Source organism: Pseudomonas sp. CCNWLW23 (assembly GCF_037095675.1).
GTDB classification, from domain to species: Bacteria; Pseudomonadota; Gammaproteobacteria; order Pseudomonadales; family Pseudomonadaceae; genus Aquipseudomonas; species Aquipseudomonas atacamensis.
Genome location: NZ_JBAWKM010000017.1, coordinates 33383 through 50002, shown reverse-complemented (window position 1 = coordinate 50002; position 16620 = coordinate 33383). Strand labels below are relative to the sequence as shown.

14 protein-coding genes are annotated in these 16620 nt (G+C 60.1%); all 14 read left to right on the top strand.

Features of this window, described 5'->3' with window-relative positions:
• Positions 1–149: 149 nt before the first annotated feature.
• The 14 genes from V8J63_RS20270 (at position 150) to pseI (ending at position 16579) form a co-directional block, all read left to right on the top strand.
• Positions 150–2084 (top strand): calcium-binding protein, encoded by a 1935-nt coding sequence (locus V8J63_RS20270; protein WP_125925349.1) that lies wholly within the window; start codon positions 150–152, stop codon positions 2082–2084.
• A 378-nt stretch (positions 2085–2462) separates the two neighbouring features.
• The gene (gene rfbF, locus V8J63_RS20265) at positions 2463–3236 is read left to right on the top strand and encodes a glucose-1-phosphate cytidylyltransferase (RefSeq protein ID WP_039761130.1); all 774 of its coding nucleotides are present in this window, start codon (positions 2463–2465) and stop codon (positions 3234–3236) included.
• Positions 3218–4300: a CDP-glucose 4,6-dehydratase gene (gene rfbG, locus V8J63_RS20260; RefSeq protein ID WP_122611595.1), complete on the top strand. Its 1083-nt coding sequence runs from the start codon at positions 3218–3220 to the stop codon at positions 4298–4300. The genes rfbF and rfbG overlap by 19 nt, the downstream gene beginning before the upstream one ends.
• Positions 4297–4857, top strand: coding sequence for a dTDP-4-dehydrorhamnose 3,5-epimerase (gene rfbC, locus V8J63_RS20255; RefSeq protein ID WP_073472805.1), 561 nt, complete (start codon positions 4297–4299; stop codon positions 4855–4857). The genes rfbG and rfbC overlap by 4 nt, the downstream gene beginning before the upstream one ends.
• Complete coding sequence (locus V8J63_RS20250) at positions 4854–5726, top strand: NAD-dependent epimerase/dehydratase family protein (RefSeq protein WP_232245474.1); 873 nt, start codon at positions 4854–4856, stop codon at positions 5724–5726. The genes rfbC and V8J63_RS20250 overlap by 4 nt, the downstream gene beginning before the upstream one ends.
• A complete protein-coding gene (locus tag V8J63_RS20245; RefSeq protein ID WP_125925351.1) occupies positions 5716–6786 on the top strand; it encodes a class I SAM-dependent methyltransferase in 1071 nt (356 codons plus the stop codon). Before V8J63_RS20250 ends, V8J63_RS20245 begins: the two co-directional genes overlap by 11 nt.
• Positions 6787–6803: 17 nt before the next feature.
• Positions 6804–7541, top strand: coding sequence for a cephalosporin hydroxylase family protein (locus V8J63_RS20240; RefSeq protein ID WP_125925352.1), 738 nt, complete (start codon positions 6804–6806; stop codon positions 7539–7541).
• 54 nt (positions 7542–7595) lie between these two features.
• Positions 7596–10511: a glycosyltransferase family 2 protein gene (locus tag V8J63_RS20235; protein WP_125925353.1), complete on the top strand. Its 2916-nt coding sequence runs from the start codon at positions 7596–7598 to the stop codon at positions 10509–10511.
• 22 nt (positions 10512–10533) lie between these two features.
• Positions 10534–11535 carry a UDP-N-acetylglucosamine 4,6-dehydratase (inverting) gene (gene pseB, locus V8J63_RS20230; protein WP_125925354.1) on the top strand — a complete coding sequence of 334 codons (1002 nt, stop codon included), beginning with the start codon at positions 10534–10536 and terminating at the stop codon, positions 11533–11535.
• Complete coding sequence (pseC, locus tag V8J63_RS20225) at positions 11532–12692, top strand: UDP-4-amino-4,6-dideoxy-N-acetyl-beta-L-altrosamine transaminase (RefSeq protein ID WP_125925355.1); 1161 nt, start codon at positions 11532–11534, stop codon at positions 12690–12692. Before pseB ends, pseC begins: the two co-directional genes overlap by 4 nt.
• 27 nt (positions 12693–12719) lie before the next feature.
• A complete protein-coding gene (locus V8J63_RS20220; RefSeq protein WP_125917834.1) occupies positions 12720–13340 on the top strand; it encodes a pseudaminic acid biosynthesis-associated methylase in 621 nt (206 codons plus the stop codon).
• A complete protein-coding gene (pseF, locus tag V8J63_RS20215) occupies positions 13337–14032 on the top strand; it encodes a pseudaminic acid cytidylyltransferase (RefSeq protein WP_125925356.1) in 696 nt (231 codons plus the stop codon). Before V8J63_RS20220 ends, pseF begins: the two co-directional genes overlap by 4 nt.
• Positions 14029–15534, top strand: a complete 1506-nt coding sequence (pseG, locus tag V8J63_RS20210; RefSeq protein WP_336464548.1) for a UDP-2,4-diacetamido-2,4,6-trideoxy-beta-L-altropyranose hydrolase — start codon at positions 14029–14031, stop codon at positions 15532–15534. The genes pseF and pseG overlap by 4 nt, the downstream gene beginning before the upstream one ends.
• Complete coding sequence (pseI, locus tag V8J63_RS20205) at positions 15527–16579, top strand: pseudaminic acid synthase (protein WP_130889178.1); 1053 nt, start codon at positions 15527–15529, stop codon at positions 16577–16579. The genes pseG and pseI overlap by 8 nt, the downstream gene beginning before the upstream one ends.
• Positions 16580–16620 lie beyond the last annotated feature (41 nt).

The following is a 16620-nucleotide window of genomic DNA, read 5'->3' as shown; positions in this document are numbered from 1 at the left end:
GCAAGGCTTCATTGAAAGGCGATCTCTCGGGTCGTCTTTTTTACAGGTCTCAACGATTTGTTCGAGTCGATCAGGCGAGGGAATGCGCGCTGGACAGGCAATGCCCACACTGACGGATCCGGTTTCAACAACAACGCAAGGAAGATGTGATGACAGTCGTGAATGGAACGAGTGAAGCGGACGTCCTGCTGGGCACCGACAGCAATGACCAACTCTATGGACTGGAGTCGGATGATGTCCTGCTGGCAAGTACGGGATCGGATGAGCTTGATGGCGGTGACGGCTTCGACACCGCGATTTACTACGCAATACCCTCTGGAATCAACGTCGAACTGGCCGATGGTGCGACCACCGTCACCGGCCCCGACGGCAAGCTCGATACGCTGATATCCGTTGAGAAGATCGTCGGCACCTTTTCCAACGATACGTTCAGCAGTTCGGTAGCCGGCGTGACGCTGGAAGGCAGCAGCGGTGACGATGTCTACATCGTCAGCGCCGAAGACGTGACCATCGTCGAGGAAGACTGGGGTGGCTATGACGAACTGCGCACCAGCCTCAACAGCATCAAGATGGCTGGCTTCGTCGAGAAGCTGACCTTCACGGGTACCGGTGATTTCAAGGCTTACGGCAGCGACACCGACAACGAGATCATCGCGGGTGCCGGTAACGACTGGCTGTGGGGTGGTGATGGTGCCGATCATTTCTTCGGGGGAGACGGTTACGACACCGTCAGCTACAGCGACAGCCTTGAAGGGGTGCGAGTCGAAGACTTCGCCAACTACGACGGCCTGACCATCGCCTATGGCGATATGTTCACCGGCATCGAGGCGCTTCAGGGCTCGGGCTTCGATGATGTGATTTATCGTCACAAGGACTCGATGAGTATCGATGGTGCGCAGGGCTACGACACTGTGAATTACCGCTACGCCTTCGACGTAGCCAATGTCGTGATCGGCAATGGCAGCAACCTCGCTGGTGACACACTGCTCAACGTGGAAGAGGTTATCGGTACCTCAGGCGCCGATCGTTTTGTCGTCAATGCCAGTGGTGTGAAGGTGGCTGGCGGTATCGGTGATGACGTTTATACGATCAACAGCACCGGTGTGACTGTCGAAGAAGACGACAGCTTCATGGGTGGTACCGATCATGTGTACACCAGCCTGTCCGAGTTGAGGCTGAGTGCGTTCGTTGAGCGGTTGACCTATACCGGCAGCAGCGATTTCACCGGTTACGGCAATGACGGGGACAACACGATCGTTTCCGGGGCCGGGAATGATGTGCTGCTGGGCGGGGCGGGGGCCGATAACTTTGAAGGTGGCGCCGGTATCGACATCGTCAGCTATGACGACAGTGCTGAAGGCTTGAGCGCCTCGCTGAAATGGGGAGCGCAGAGCGGTATCGCCTTCCATGACGTCTACATCGACATCGAAGGCCTGCGCGGCAGCCAGTTCAATGATGTTCTGGAAGGTGAGTGGGGCGACAACGTCATTGAAGGCGGTGGTGGTGACGACCAGATTCAGGGTGGCGATGGCAACGATCATATCTACGGTGGTCTGGCGTCCGGTCTCGATGCAGCCGGGCAGTCCGACACCTTGTTCGGTGGCTCGGGCGATGACGTCATCATAGCTGCGCGCGATGGTCTGTTTACCTGGGTCAGTGGCGATGAAGGCAATGACAACATTACCCTCGGGCGAGGCGTGGCCTATGGTGGGCAGGGCAACGACGTGTTGATCTTCAGCGGCGCCGGCCCGTCGGGCCTGGGCGGCAGCGGGTTTGGCGAGCAGGGCGATGATACCTATGTGGTGGACACGTCTGCGTTGGTGACCATCAAGGATGAAGGGCTGGATGCCAACGACACGCTGATTCTGAACACGATCGCTGACGCCAGTCAGTTGAGCGTGACCCGTGTTGGCGATGACGTTTATCTGCACAGTGCCAATGATGGTAGCAGTGGCGTGCCGGACAACGGTGTGCGGCTGGTGGACTGGTATGCGGGGTTTGCGACCATCGAGCATGTTCAGACGGCCGATGGTCAGATGTATGAGCTGCCGGTGGGTGGTGACGGGTTTGCGCTGTTCGGGTAGTTTTTGCGCATCGTTGAAGTAAGGGATGGATCTTTGGATTCATCCCTTTTTTGTTTTTGGGCTTGGCGGCCTTTGGGCTGACCAGGCTCTCGGGGGGTGGGTGAATATCCGTTTCTGCGGTGTTGCTGTTGCTGTAAGGGTGAAACCGCCAGCGGCAGCACCCGCAATAACGGATAGGCCCTCAATCAAAATCCTCAGCCCGTTCCCCACCGCCTCGACTCTGAGCTGGCGCGTTTCCTGCAAGTCCCCCTCAAATCGCCATAAAACGAGCGCTTGCGGTCATTGCACTTGCGCCCGGAACGGCAAAAGGTGTCGCCGCAAGGCCCGCTACGCTCAACAAAGCCATGCGCAGCCCGGTGAAGAACAAGAGGGGAGACGATGAAGGCAGTAATTTTGGCGGGTGGTCTCGGCACGCGCATCAGTGAAGAGTCGCACCTCAAGCCCAAGCCGATGATCGAGATCGGCGGCAAGCCAATTCTCTGGCACATCATGAAGCAGTATTCCGCCCACGGGATCCACGACTTCGTCATCTGCCTGGGCTACAAGGGCTATGCGATCAAGGACTTCTTCGCCAACTACTTTCTGCACACCTCCGACGTCACCTTCAACATGCGCGAGAACCGCATGGAGGTGCACCAGAATTACAGCGAGCCGTGGAGCGTCACGCTGGTCGACACCGGCGAAGAAACCATGACCGGTGGCCGGCTCTTGCGCACTGCGCCTTATCTCAAGGACGAGAAAGCCTTTTGTTTTACCTACGGCGACGGCGTCTCGGATATCGATATCGGCGCTCTGATCCGTTTTCATGAAGCGCACGGCAAGCTCGCGACCGTTACGGCCGTACAGCCTCCAGGTCGTTACGGTGCTTTGCAACGCACAGGCCACCAAGTCATGGGTTTCACCGAGAAACCGCGAGGTGACGGCGGCTGGATCAATGGCGGTTTTTTCGTCCTGTCACCGCAGGTGCTGCCTTACATCGCCGGCGATGCGACCAGCTGGGAAGCCGAGCCGTTGATGCAACTGGCTGAGTTGGAACAGCTGCATGCCTACGAGCATTCGGGCTTCTGGCAACCCATGGACACCCTGCGTGACAAGAACCATCTCGAAGCGCTGTGGCAGAGCGGGGAGGCCCCATGGAAGCAATGGGCCTGAGTGCGGAGTTCTGGCGTGGCAAACGCGTCCTGGTCACCGGACACACTGGATTCAAAGGCAGTTGGCTGACCCTGTGGCTGCAAAGCCTTGGTGCGCAAGTCAGCGGTTTTTCTCTGGATCCGTCGACCGAGCCGAGCCTGTTCGAACTGGCGCGCGTGCACGAAGGCATCAATGATCAACGCGGCGATCTGCGTGACCTCGGCGCCTTGCTGGAAATCATCGCCGAGACCGAGCCGGAAATAGTCCTGCATCTGGCGGCCCAGCCTCTGGTGCGCGAAGGCTATCGCGATCCGCTCGGCACCTATTCAAGCAATGTCATGGGTACGCTGAACCTGCTCGAAGCGATTCGTCAGGTCGGCGGCGTGCGCGCCTGCGTGCTGGTGACCACCGACAAGGTCTACGCCAACAAGGAATGGCTGTGGCCGTACCGCGAAGACGAAGCCCTTGGTGGGCACGATCCTTACAGCAGCAGCAAGGCCTGCTGCGAGTTGCTCGCGCAGTCCTACGCCGCGTCGTTTTTTCCGGCGGACAAACATGCCGAGCACGGTTTGGCCCTGGCGACCGCACGCGCCGGCAATGTGCTGGGCGGTGGTGATTTTGCGCCAGAACGACTGATTCCCGACGTATTGAAGGCATGGACCGCCGACGAGCCAGTGACCCTGCGTTACCCGCAAGCGGTGCGTCCATGGCAGCACGCGCTGGAGCCGCTGGCCGGTTATCTGCAATTGGCTGCTGCGCTCTACGAGTACGGCCCGGAATACGCCGGTGCGTGGAACTTCGGTCCCGGGGAGGCCGACATGTGCAGCGTCGGTGAAGTGGTCGAACTGCTCGCCAACCGTTGGCCGCAGGCCCGCGGTCTACGTATCGAACCGAGTGAGCTGCACGAAGCCGGTCTGCTGCGTCTGGACAGCAGCCGCGCGCGGCAGGTGCTTGGATGGAAGCCGCGCTGGACGCTGGAACAATGCCTGACGCACACCCTTGGCTGGCATCTGGCGTGGCAACACGGCGATGACATGCGCGCCGTGACCTTGAACCAATTGAATCTGTACAGAGAGCGTTCATGAGCGATTACACCTTGCAGAAAACGCCATTGGAGGGCCTGTACCTCATCCAGCAGAAAGTCTTCTGCGATGAGCGCGGGCGGTTCGCCCGGCTGTTCTGCCAGAGTCGTCTGACCGTCCAGGGACGTCCTTTTGCGATCCGCCAGATCAATCATTCGCGCACGTTGGGCCAAGGTAGCGTACGCGGTCTGCATTTTCAGAAAGCCGGTTATGCCGAATCCAAGCTGATCACTTGTGTGCGCGGCGCGGTCTGGGATGTGGCGGTCGACCTGCGGCCGCAATCGCCAACGTATTTGCAGTGGCATGCGCAAGAACTGCGCGCCGATGATGGCCTCAGTTTTTTGATTCCCGCCGGTTTTGCCCACGGCTTCCAGTCACTGACCGATGAATCGGAAGTGCTGTACCTCACCGATGCCGATTACGCACCGGAGCATGAAGCGGGTTTGTCGGCCCTTGATCCGGCACTCGCGATCTCATGGCCGCTGCCCGTCAAGAATTTGTCAGCCAAGGATTCCAGTCATCCGCTGCTCGACAAACAGTTTCAGGGAGTCGAGCTTTGACGGCGACCACCACCACTGTGCTGGTCACTGGCGCCACCGGCTTCGTCGGTCGCCACTTGATCAGCGCTTTGCTTTCCAAAGGCTTCAAAGTGCGTGCGGTTGCGCGCACCCTCGACTCGGCTCGCAGTTTGCCGTGGTTCGCGCAGGTGGAATTTGTCGCCGCCGATCTGCATGCGCCAGACCTTGATGTCGAGCGCTTGGTTGATGGCGTGGATGTCGTCGCGCATCTGGCTTGGAGCGGCCTGCCTAACTATCAGGCGCTGTTTCATTTCGAACGCAACCTGCCGGCCGATTACGCGTTTCTCAAGCGTGCGGTCGTGGCAGGGGTGAGCCAGGTGCTGGTCACCGGGACTTGCTTTGAATACGGCTTGCAAAGCGGCCGGTTGGCCGAGTCGGTCTTGCCCCAGCCTTGCACGCCTTACGGTCTGGCCAAGCACACCTTGCGCCTGTTCCTTGAAGCATTGCAGCGCGAGCAGTCGTTCACCCTGCAATGGGCGCGGTTGTTTTACCTTTATGGCGAAGGGCAGAACAGCAACAGCCTGCTGGCCAGCCTCGACCGCGCCATCGATGGCGGTGAGGCGCAGTTCAATATGTCGATGGGCGACCAGTTGCGTGATTATCTGCAGATTACCGAGGCGGCCGCGCAATTGGCTTCGCTGATCGGCCGGCCTGATGTCGACGGCGTCACCAACTGCTGCAGCGGCCAGCCGATTTCCGTACGCGCGCTGGTTGAACAGCGTGTCCGCGAACGCCAGTCGACGATCAAGTTGAATCTGGGCCATTACGGTTATTCCGCCCATGAGCCAATGGCGTTCTGGGGTGATGCTCAGCGAATCTCGCAACTGAAGGGGCAGGAACATGCTGCATGAGCTTTATCGCGCGACCGGACTGCCGGTATTGCAGAACCGCACGTTTGCCAGCGCCGAAGAGGCGCGGGCCTCAGGGGCGGCAGACATTGTTCTGGTACAGGACAGCCAAAGCGGATTGATCTTCAACCAGGCCTTCGATGCCGACAAGCTGAGCTATGACGCCGACTATCAGAACGAACAGGCGCACTCGGTGCAGTTTCAGGCGCACCTCAATGCCGTCGAAGCGATCCTCGCCCGGCACTTCAAGGGCCAGTCCCTGATTGAGGTCGGCTGCGGCAAAGGTTATTTCCTTGAGATGCTGCGGGGCAAAGGTTACGCCATTACCGGGATCGACCCTTCGTATGAAGGTGACAATCCTGACGTGATCAAGGCACCGTTCACCCGCGAGCTGGGGTTGGCGGCGGACGCAATTGTGTTGCGCCATGTGCTGGAGCACATCAGCGATCCGTTGGCGTTTCTCGCGCAAATGGCTGCAGCCAATCAGGGCGGGCAGATTTATATCGAAGTGCCGTGCTTTGACTGGATCGTCGAGCACAATGCCTGGTTCGACGTGTTCTATGAGCACGTCAATTACTTCCGTCTCGCCGACTTGCGCGCAATGTTCGGCACCGTGCTCGAGGCCGGGCATCTGTTCGGTGGCCAATATCTGTACATCGTTGCCGATCTCTCGACGCTGCAACGGGCGCCGGTCGAGACGCCGTCGTTGCTGACGCTGTCGACCACCTTCACCGCCAGTCTTGATCGCGCCGTGCAGATCATTCAATCCGCGCCGGCACAGGGCTCGGCCATCTGGGGCGCTTCGTCCAAGGGCGTGATTTATTCATTGGCCTTGCAGCGCGCCGGCGTGGCGGTAGATCGCGTCGTCGACATCAACCCGGCCAAGCAGGGCCGTTACCTGCCGCTCAGTGGCGTGCGGGTGTCCTCGCCGCAAGAGGCCATGGATGCGCTGCCTGCAGGCGCCCATCTGTTTGTGATGAATTCCAACTACCTCGAAGAAATCAAGCGGATGACTGGCGCACGCTACGTCTATCACGCCGTCGACAGCGCTTCGTTTCAGTGACCCTTGAGATTATTAAGATGACCGAAAACAACATCCACAAAGCCTTCGAAGCCGAATGCCAACAAGAGATCGCGCGCCAGGGTGAGGACCAGAAAGTGGTAGCACTGGCCCGGGATTTCTTCAACGAATCGGCCCGCCATAAATACAGCTACCACTTCTCGTGGATGGGCCGTCCGATCATCCAGTTGCCGCAAGACATGATGGCCATGCAAGAGATCATCTGGCAGGTCAAACCGGACCTGGTCATTGAATGCGGCATTGCCCACGGCGGTTCGATCATCTATTACGCCTCGCTGTTGGAGCTGCAGGGCCACGGCGAAGTGCTGGGCATCGACCTCGACATTCGCCCGCACAACCGTGAAGCCATCGAAAGTCACCCGATGGCCAAGCGCATCCAGATGATCGAAGGTTCGAGTATCGATGAGGCGACCGCGCAGAAAGTCCGCGCGATCGCCGAGGGCAAGAAAGTGATTCTGGTCCTCGATTCCAACCATACCCACGACCACGTACTCGAGGAGCTGCGCTTGTACGCGCCGCTGGTTTCGGTGGGCAGCTACTGCGTGGTGATGGACACCGTGGTTGAAGACATGCCGGCGGACTTTTTTCCGGATCGCCCGTGGGGTCATGGCGATAACCCGAAAACCGCCGTGTGGAAATACCTGGAAGAGAACAAGGATTTCGAGATCGATCGGCAGATGCAGAACAAACTGCTGATCACCGTGGCGCCGGACGGTTATCTGCGCCGCGTTCGTTAATTCGCAACATTACCCAGCGTTGTTTCGGCGAGTCGCCGGTTGTGGAGAGAAGTTATGCAAGGCAAGTACAGTTCTGAACTGACGCTACCGCTCAACGAGTTGTTGACGGTGGTGCTGATTACTCACAATCGGCCGGCGTTCCTGCGCCGTGCGGTGAAGTATTACAGCAGCTTGCCCTGCCGAATCATGGTGCTGGATTCCACGCCGGAACGTCCGGAAGGCGATTTCTCCGCCGTCGATTATCATCATGTACCGCAATTTGCCTACTGGGGGATGCAGGCCAAACTGGCCTATGGCGTCGAGCAACTGAGCACGCCATACATGGTGCTGGCGGCGGATGACGATTTCATCGTGTTCGATTCGCTCTGCGAGTCTGTCGGCTTTCTTCAGGCCAATCGTGACTATGGCATGTGCCACGGCTATTGCCTGATGTACCTGGCGAAGGCCGATGGCGTGAACTACTACCGCCGGGACAAGAAGGTTCAGGAAGACTATTCGTCCGAGCGGGCGCAGGATCGCGTCATTGACTACATGAGTCAGTACATCCCGCCGTTCTACGCGGTGACCCGTACCGACCTGATGAAAACCTGGCACTCGTCATTGCCGCCGGGGACCAATTTCCAATGGCAGGAAATCGGGCACGTGTATTTCCTGCTGGCGAGCGCCAAGGCACGGATCCTGCCGATTCCCTATGTGGTACGCGAGATCAACTACTGCGTTTCCGAACACAATACCGACGTGTATCACTCGCTGACCTATGTTGATGGCAAGTCGGTCGCCGAACGAGAGGCGTTTGCCGAATTCCTCGTCTCGCTGCCGACCGGTATCCAGAACCTCGATGCAGGGCAGGCCAAGGCATTTGTTCTGGAGAGCTTTGCGGCGATGGCCGAGAGTCTGGCGGTCCGCCGGGCGCTGACTGCCGAGTTGATTTTCGAGTCGACCTGGAATCAGCAATTGCGGCGGCCTGATCGGCGCTTCGGCCCACTGCAGTACGTTGAGATGCCGTTCTACAACCAGGCGTTTTTCGATCTTCTGGAACAGTTTGAATTCATGATGCACACCCTGCCGGCGGGTCGCCTCCAGTTGGAGGGGCTGGAAGGCACATGGACGCGTCAGGCGCATCTGCTCCAGGCGCGCAATAACGATACGCCGGAGAGCGTGGTCGACCGGTTGTGGCAGGCGCATGATCTGAATGCGTTCAACCAGGTGGTTGCCAAGCGTCTGGCCGCGCAGCTGCACGTGCTTGGTGACGAGACGGCGGCGCAAGCCATGCATGAATGGGTCGCCCGCCTCGAGGCGCTGACGGTCGACGATCATCAGGTCACGTTCGACAAGATGCAATCGGGACGTTTGTTGAATTGGCTGGCTGCACGTGCGCCTGCCATCGAGCAGCTCGATTCGATCAGCCAACACGTGGCTGCCGAAGGTGGTGGTCAGCAGTTCGGTATCTTCCTGCTTGATCTGGACAACGACATCGACAAGTTGCAGGTGTCGCTCGACAGCCTGGTCGAGGGGCACTGCAAAGCGTTCAGGATTGTCGTGTTCACCACTGGTGAAGCACCGGCAGCGACCACTGCGCAGAACACCCTGCACTTTGTCCGTGTCACGCCCGGCAATCTCGTCGACAAACTCAACCAGAGCGCTCAGCAGTCGCCAAGCGACTGGTTGATGTTGGCTCAGGCCGGTGATGAGTTCACCGCTAGCGGCCTGTTGCGCGCCAGCCTTGAACTGATGGGTGCCGAGAGTGTGCGTGCGGTCGCCACCGATGAAATCCAGCGCAAGGAAAACGGCGCACTGGTCGCCGTATTCCGCCCCGGTTTCAACCTGGATCTGCTGCAAAGCGTGCCGTCGCTGATGGCGCGGCATTGGCTGATCCGTCGTGAAGTCCTGCTCGAGGCCGGTGGCTATCAGGCCGACTTCAGCAAGGCGCTGGAATTCGATCTGTTGCTGCGCATCATCGAACAGGGCGGACTTGACGGTCTTGCGCATCTCGACGAGCCGCTGCTGATCACCGAGCAGGCGCCTCTGGAAGAAAACGCCCACGAGCGTCAGGCGTTGCTGCGTCACTTGGGCAATCGCGGCTACAAGGCCAAAGTCACTTCGGCGGCGCCGGGTACCTGGCAGATCGATTATCGCCACACTGAGCAGCCACTGGTTTCGATCATTGTGCCGGTCATCGATGATTTGCCGGCACTGCGCCGCTGCTTGGAGGGCGTGCTGCTCAAAACCCGTTACAGCCGCTACGAAGTGCTGCTGGCGGCCAACGGCAAGCAGTCGGCAGCGGTCAACGATTGGCTGGGAACGCTGCGCCACGCCAAGGTCAACGTGTTGCGTGCCGACCAGCCGCTGAGCGAAGTCGCTTTGTACAACGCCGCCAGCGAACAGGCGCAGGGTGAATACCTGGTGCTGCTGGCCGCGGACAGCGAAGTGGTCAATCCGAACTGGATCGATTCGCTGCTCAACCATGCCCAGCGTCCTGAGGTCGGCATCGTCGGCGCCAAACTCGTCGATCGCGATGGCAAAGTCGCCAATGCCGGTCTGATTCTTGGTCTGAACGAAGGCGTGGGTTCGCCTTTCATCGGCGAGCAACACAAGGCCGAGGGCTACATGCAGCGGCTGGTTGTCGAGCAGAATTATTCGGCCGTCTCCAGGGTATGCCTGATGGTTGGCAAAGAGCTGTTCAATGCCCTTGGCGGCCTCGACGAAGCGACCTTCGCTGACGGCTATGCTGATGTCGATTTGTGCCTGAAGGCCGGTCAGGCCGGTTACCTCACCGTGTGGACGCCACTGGTGCAGGTGCTGCACACCGGCGAGCTGCCACAGGCGCCAGCAGCATTGGCGGCGTTGCGTGAAAAATGGCCCGACGCCTTTGCCCAGGATCCGGCGTACAACGCCAACCTGGCCTTGAGTGGTAAAGGTTTCACTCTGGGCGAAAACGCCTCGATCAATTGGGCGCAGTTGCTCGCCTGAGCAGGCCGACAGGAACTACAACATGTTCAACGGACAATCGATTTTCATCTCCGGCGGCACCGGCTCGTTCGGGCGCAACTTCATCCGTCGCTTGCTGGAGCAATACCAGCCCAAGCGCGTGGTGGTGTTCTCCCGCGACGAGCTCAAGCAATACGAAATGCAGCAGACGTTCAATGCACCGTGCATGCGTTATTTCATCGGCGACGTGCGTGACGCCGAGCGCTTGCGTCAGGCGATGCGCGGCATCGATTACGTAGTGCATGCCGCCGCGTTGAAGCAGGTGCCGGCGGCGGAGTACAACCCGACCGAATGCATTCGCACCAACGTCAACGGCGCGGAAAACATCATCGCGGCCGCCATCGATAACGGCGTAAAGAAAGTCGTCGCGCTGTCCACCGACAAGGCGGCCAGCCCGATCAATCTGTACGGCGCGACCAAGCTGCTTTCGGACAAATTGTTCGTCGCCGCCAACAACATTGCTGGCGAGCAGCAGACCCGTTTCGCCGTGGTGCGCTACGGCAACGTCGCCGGTTCGCGCGGCTCTGTAGTGCCGTTTTTCAGCAAGCTGATTGCTGAAGGCGCGCAAGAATTGCCGATCACCGACGAGCGCATGACGCGGTTCTGGATCACCCTCGACCACGGCGTGCAGTTCGTCCTCGACAGCTTCGCGCGCATGCACGGCGGCGAAGTGTTCGTACCGAAGATCCCGTCGATCCGCATCGTCGATCTGGCGCGCGGCATGGCTGAACATCTGCCGCACAAGAACGTCGGCATTCGTCCCGGTGAGAAGCTGCACGAACTGATGGTGCCGCTGGACGATGCGCGCATGACCCTTGAGTTTGACGACCATTACACGATTCAGCCGTCGATTCGTTTTACCAGCGTCGACGTCGATTTCGCCGTCGATAAACTCGGTGAGCGTGGCCGTGCCGTGGACGAGGATTTCGAGTATCGCTCGGACACCAACCCGCATTTCCTTTCAGTGGGGCAGATCGCCGATCTGCACGCGAAGCTGTCGGTATGATTCCTTACGGTCGGCAGAGCCTCGATCAGGCAGACATCGATGCGGTGGTCGAGGTGTTGCAATCGGACTGGCTGACCCAGGGGCCGACCATCGAACGCTTCGAACAGGCCATGGCCGCGCGTTGCCAGGCCGATTTTTCCGTGGCGGTGTGCAATGCCACGGCGGCGCTGCACATTGCTTGTCTGGCCGCTGACCTGGGGCCGGGCGATCGCTTGTGGACCTCGCCGAATACGTTTCTGGCTTCGGCCAACTGCGGGCGCTATTGCGGCGCAGAGGTTGATTTCGTCGACATCGATCCGCTGACCTGGAACCTCGACGCCTTTGCCCTTGAAGCGAAGCTGGAACAGGCCGAACGCGACGGCATGCTGCCGAAAGTCCTCGTCGCCGTCGCGTTCTCCGGGCAGAGCTGCGATATGCGCAAGATTGCCGATCTCGCCGTGCGCTACAACTTCACCGTGATCGAAGACGCCTCGCACGCGGTGGGCGCCAGTTACGCCGGGCGTCCAGTCGGTTGTGGCGACTTCGCGGCGATGACGGTGTTCAGTTTTCACCCGGTGAAAATCATCACCAGCGCCGAAGGCGGCATGGTCCTGACCAATCGCCCGGCGCTGGCCGAACGTCTGCGACGGCTGCGCAGCCACGGCATGACCCGCGATCCCGAGCACATGACCGAGCCGAGCCACGGACCGTGGTATTACCAGCAGATTGAGCTGGGTTTCAATTACCGGATCACCGATCTGCAAGCGGCGCTGGGACTGTCACAGCTGGGCAAACTGGATGAGTTTGTCGCCCGGCGCCGGGAACTGGCGGCGCGCTATGATCGCTTGCTGGCGTATTTGCCGGTGACGTTGCCGAGCCCGCAGGAAGAGGCGGAGTCTGCCTGGCACCTGTATGTGATTCGCTTGCAGACCGAGCGCTTCAGCCTCAGTCACCGCCAGGTTTTCGAAGGTTTGCGCGCGGCCGGTATTGGCGTGAATCTGCACTACATTCCCGTGCACTTGCAGCCTTACTATCAGGGTCTGGGGTTTGCCGAGGGCGATTTTCCCGAGGCTGAACGCTATTACGCTCAAGCCATCAGCTTGCCGCTGTACCCCTTGCTGAGCGATGAGCAGCAGGATCATGTAGTCGAGCAACTGCGGCGACTGACCGAACGATGACCGCTGCGGCGGTAGACGAGACTGTGTATGCGCGATCTGAGCGAGCAGGAAAGATTCTGGCAGGGTGAGTTCGGCAACCATTACGTTGAGCGCAATGTCGGCCAGGCGCTGGTGGCGGGCAATCTAGGGTTTTTCGCCAAAGCGCTGAGCCGCGCGGGTCGCGTCGACAGTCTGCTGGAGCTGGGTACCAACGCCGGCAACAATTTGCAGGCATTGCGTCAGTTATTGCCGCGTTGCGAACTGTTCGGTGTCGAGATCAACGAAAGCGCGTGCGTGCAGGCGCAGGCGCTGGACATCGCGCAAATCTGGCACGGCTCGTTGTTCGATTTTCCTGTCGAGCGCCGCTACGATCTGACACTGAGCAAAGGCGTGCTGATCCATCTGGCTCCCGAGCTGTTGCCGCGCGCCTATGCGCAGATGTACGAGCTGAGCCAGCGCTACATTCTGATCGCCGAGTACTACAATCCGGCACCGATGGAAATCGCTTACCGCGGTAACAGCGGCAAGCTGTTCAAGCGCGATTTTGCCGGGGAAATGCTTGATCGCTATGCCGATTTGCAACTGCTCGACTATGGCTTCGTCTATCACCGTGATCGGCAATTTCCGGCCGATGACATCACCTGGTTCCTGTTGGAAAAACGCCCTTGAGCAACGTCGCAATCATCCCTGCCCGTGGCGGCAGCAAGCGTATCCCGCGCAAGAATCTCTTGCCGTTCGTGGGCGTGCCGATGATTGTCCGCTCGATCCGCACAGCGCTGGAATCAGGTTTGTTCGAGCAGGTCGTGGTCAGCACCGACGATGCCGAAATTGCCGACATCGCGAGGGCGCACGGTGCGCAGGTACCGTTCATGCGCCCGGCGGAACTTGCCGATGATTTCACCGGCACTGCGGCGGTCATCGTGCACGCACTGCAGCAGTTGCCGTCCTTCGATTTCGCTTGCTGCATTTACGCCACTGCGCCGCTGTTGCAGGCACGTTATCTGCGTCAGGGTTTGGAGTTGCTGGAGCAGCATCCGCATCGATCATTTGCATTCTCGGTTTGCGATTTCGCGTTTCCGGTACAACGTGCACTGACAGTCGACGGGGACGGCGCCTTGACGGCGTTGTATCCCGAGTTTCGCAATACTCGTTCGCAGGACTTGCCCGAGGCGTTTCAGGATGCCGGGCAGTTTTACTGGGGCCGCAGCGCGGCATGGTTGCGCGATGATGTGCTGTATTCGCCAGCCAGCCTGCCGGTGATTCTGCCGCGATATCTGGTCCAGGATATCGACACCCCCGAAGACTGGCAGCGCGCCGAATACCTTTACGCGGCGCTCAAGGCCGGCGGAGAGCTGCGATGAGGGTGCTGATCCGCGCCGACGCCTCGCCAACCATTGGCAGCGGCCACATTGCCCGCTGCCTGACCTTGGCGCGGGTGCTGCGCGGGCAGGGCAGTCATGTCGCATTCGCCTGTCGGCGTTTGCCCGGGCATCGACTGGAAGCCTTGAATGCCGAAGGCTTCGAGACCTTCGCGCTGCCCGAGCGCTATCGTGATGAAGACCCGCTGCAGGCCATCGAATCGATGTTGCCGTGGCAGTTCGACATTGATGCACTAGGCCTGCTGCTGGACGGGCAGGCACCGTTCGACTGGATCATCGTTGACCATTACGGCCTCGATCATCACTGGCAAACCGCTGCCCGGCGCTGGGCGCATCGAATCGCCGCCGTGGATGATCTTGCCACGCGGCGCTACAGCGTCGATCTGCTGCTCAATCAGAACCTCTCTGGCTTGAGTGAAAACTACGCGCCGCTGCTGCCGCCAGGCTGTCGCACCTTGCTCGGCCCGCGCTACGCCATGTTGCGCGAAGAATTCGACTGCGAGGCCATCGAGATCAAACCGAAGGCCCGGCGCGTGCTGGTGAATTTCGGCGGTTTCGACGCGGCGAGGCAGACTCACCATGCGATGCTGGCGCTGGCTGATTTCACTGAGTTGCAGGTGGATTTCGTCGCTGGCGCCGACAACCCGGCGTGGACGCAGATGCAAGCGTTGGCCGAGACGCGACCGAACTGGCGCCTGCACAGTTTCGTCAGTGATTTCCATCAGCGCATGACTGAGGCCGACCTGTTTATCGGCGCTGGCGGTGGCACCAGTTGGGAGCGCGCGGCGCTGGGTTTGCCGACCATCTGCATCGCCGTGGCGAACAATCAGCAGGCCAACGGCGAAGTCATGGCCGCTGCCGGTGCGCATGTGTTCATGGGGGCTCGCGAGCAGGTCAGCGTCGAGCAGTTGCGTGATGCGGTCGGCTTCGTCGTGAACAATCATTTTCTACGCCGCAGCCTCGCCGAGCGCTCGCGGCAACTGGTCGACGGGCGCGGTGCCGCACGCGTCGCGGCGGCGCTGGCCGGCGTGGTGCTGAAACTGCGCCCGGCGACGCTGGACGATGCGCAGTTGCTGTTCGATGGGCGCAATGCTGAAGCGGTACGGCGCTGGTCGCTGGAAACCGGTGTGATCGATTGGACTCAGCATCTGAACTGGCTGACAGCGACCCTGCGCAATCCGCAACGGTTGCTGTTGATCGCCGAGGCGGACGACGGCCCGGTCGGGGTGCTGCGTTACGACTTGCGCGGGTTCGAAGCCGAAGTGTCGATCTATCTGCTGGAAGGGCGTTTCGGCCTCGGTTGGGGCAGGGCGGTGCTCAGCCGTGGCGAAGCGTTTGTCGCTGCGCACTGGCCACAATTGACACGCATCACTGCCCGGGTCATGCCGGCCAATCAGTCTTCATTGAAAGTCTTCCGCGACGCCGGGTTCACTCAAGAGACCTGCGCGTTCAGCCGTGTTTTGAAGGATCACTCGCATGTCTAGTTTCAAGATTGGCCAGCACACCATCGGTGCCGATGCGCCGCCGTTCATCATTGCTGAGATGAGCGGCAACCATAACCAGTCTCTCGACGTCGCTCTGCAAATCGTCGAGGCGGCGGCCAAGGCCGGGGCGCATGCCTTGAAGCTGCAAACCTACACCGCCGAAACCATGACCCTGGATTTGGCTGAAGGTGAATTCTTCATCAAGGATCCGGGCAGTCTGTGGGCCGGCACGTCGCTCTACGATCTCTACGAAAAAGCCCACACACCGTGGGAGTGGCACGCGCCGATTTTTGCTCGGGCCAAGGAGTTGGGGATGCTCGCGTTCTCGACACCGTTCGATGACAGCGCGGTGGATTTTCTCGAAGGCCTCGAGGTGCCGGCGTACAAGATCGCCAGTTTTGAAAACACCGATCTGCCGTTGATCCGTCGAGTGGCAGCGACCGGCAAACCACTGATCATCTCCACCGGCATGGCGAGTATTGCTGAGCTGGATGAAACCGTGCGTGCCGCACGCGAGGCCGGGTGCAAGAATCTGGTGTTGCTCAAGTGCACCAGCACCTATCCGGCCACGCCACTCAACAGCAATGTGCGCACGATCCCGCATCTGCGCGAGCTGTTTGGTTGCGAGGTGGGGCTGTCAGATCATTCGATGGGCGTTGGCGTGTCGGTGGCCGCAGTGGCGCTGGGAGCGACGGTGGTGGAGAAACACTTCACCCTTGATCGTTCGGCCGGTGGCGTGGACGCGAGTTTCTCCCTGGAGCCTGCGGAGCTGGCCAGTCTGGTCGTCGAAACCGAGCGTGCCTGGCAGGCGATGGGGCGTGTTCAGTACGGTCCGACCGAGGCCGAGTGCAAGTCGCTGGTCTATCGCCGCTCGCTGTATGTCACCGCTGACATGGCCGCCGGTGAAGCCTTTACTGGCGACAATCTGCGCGCCATTCGTCCCGGTCTCGGTCTGCCGCCCAAGCACACCGAAGCCGTCCTCGGACGCCGTGCGCGCACCGCGATCAAGCGCGGTACGCCGCTGGATTGGTCGCTGGTCGAATAGGCCAATCTGCCATCGATTCGGCAAAATAGCGTGACCTGCGA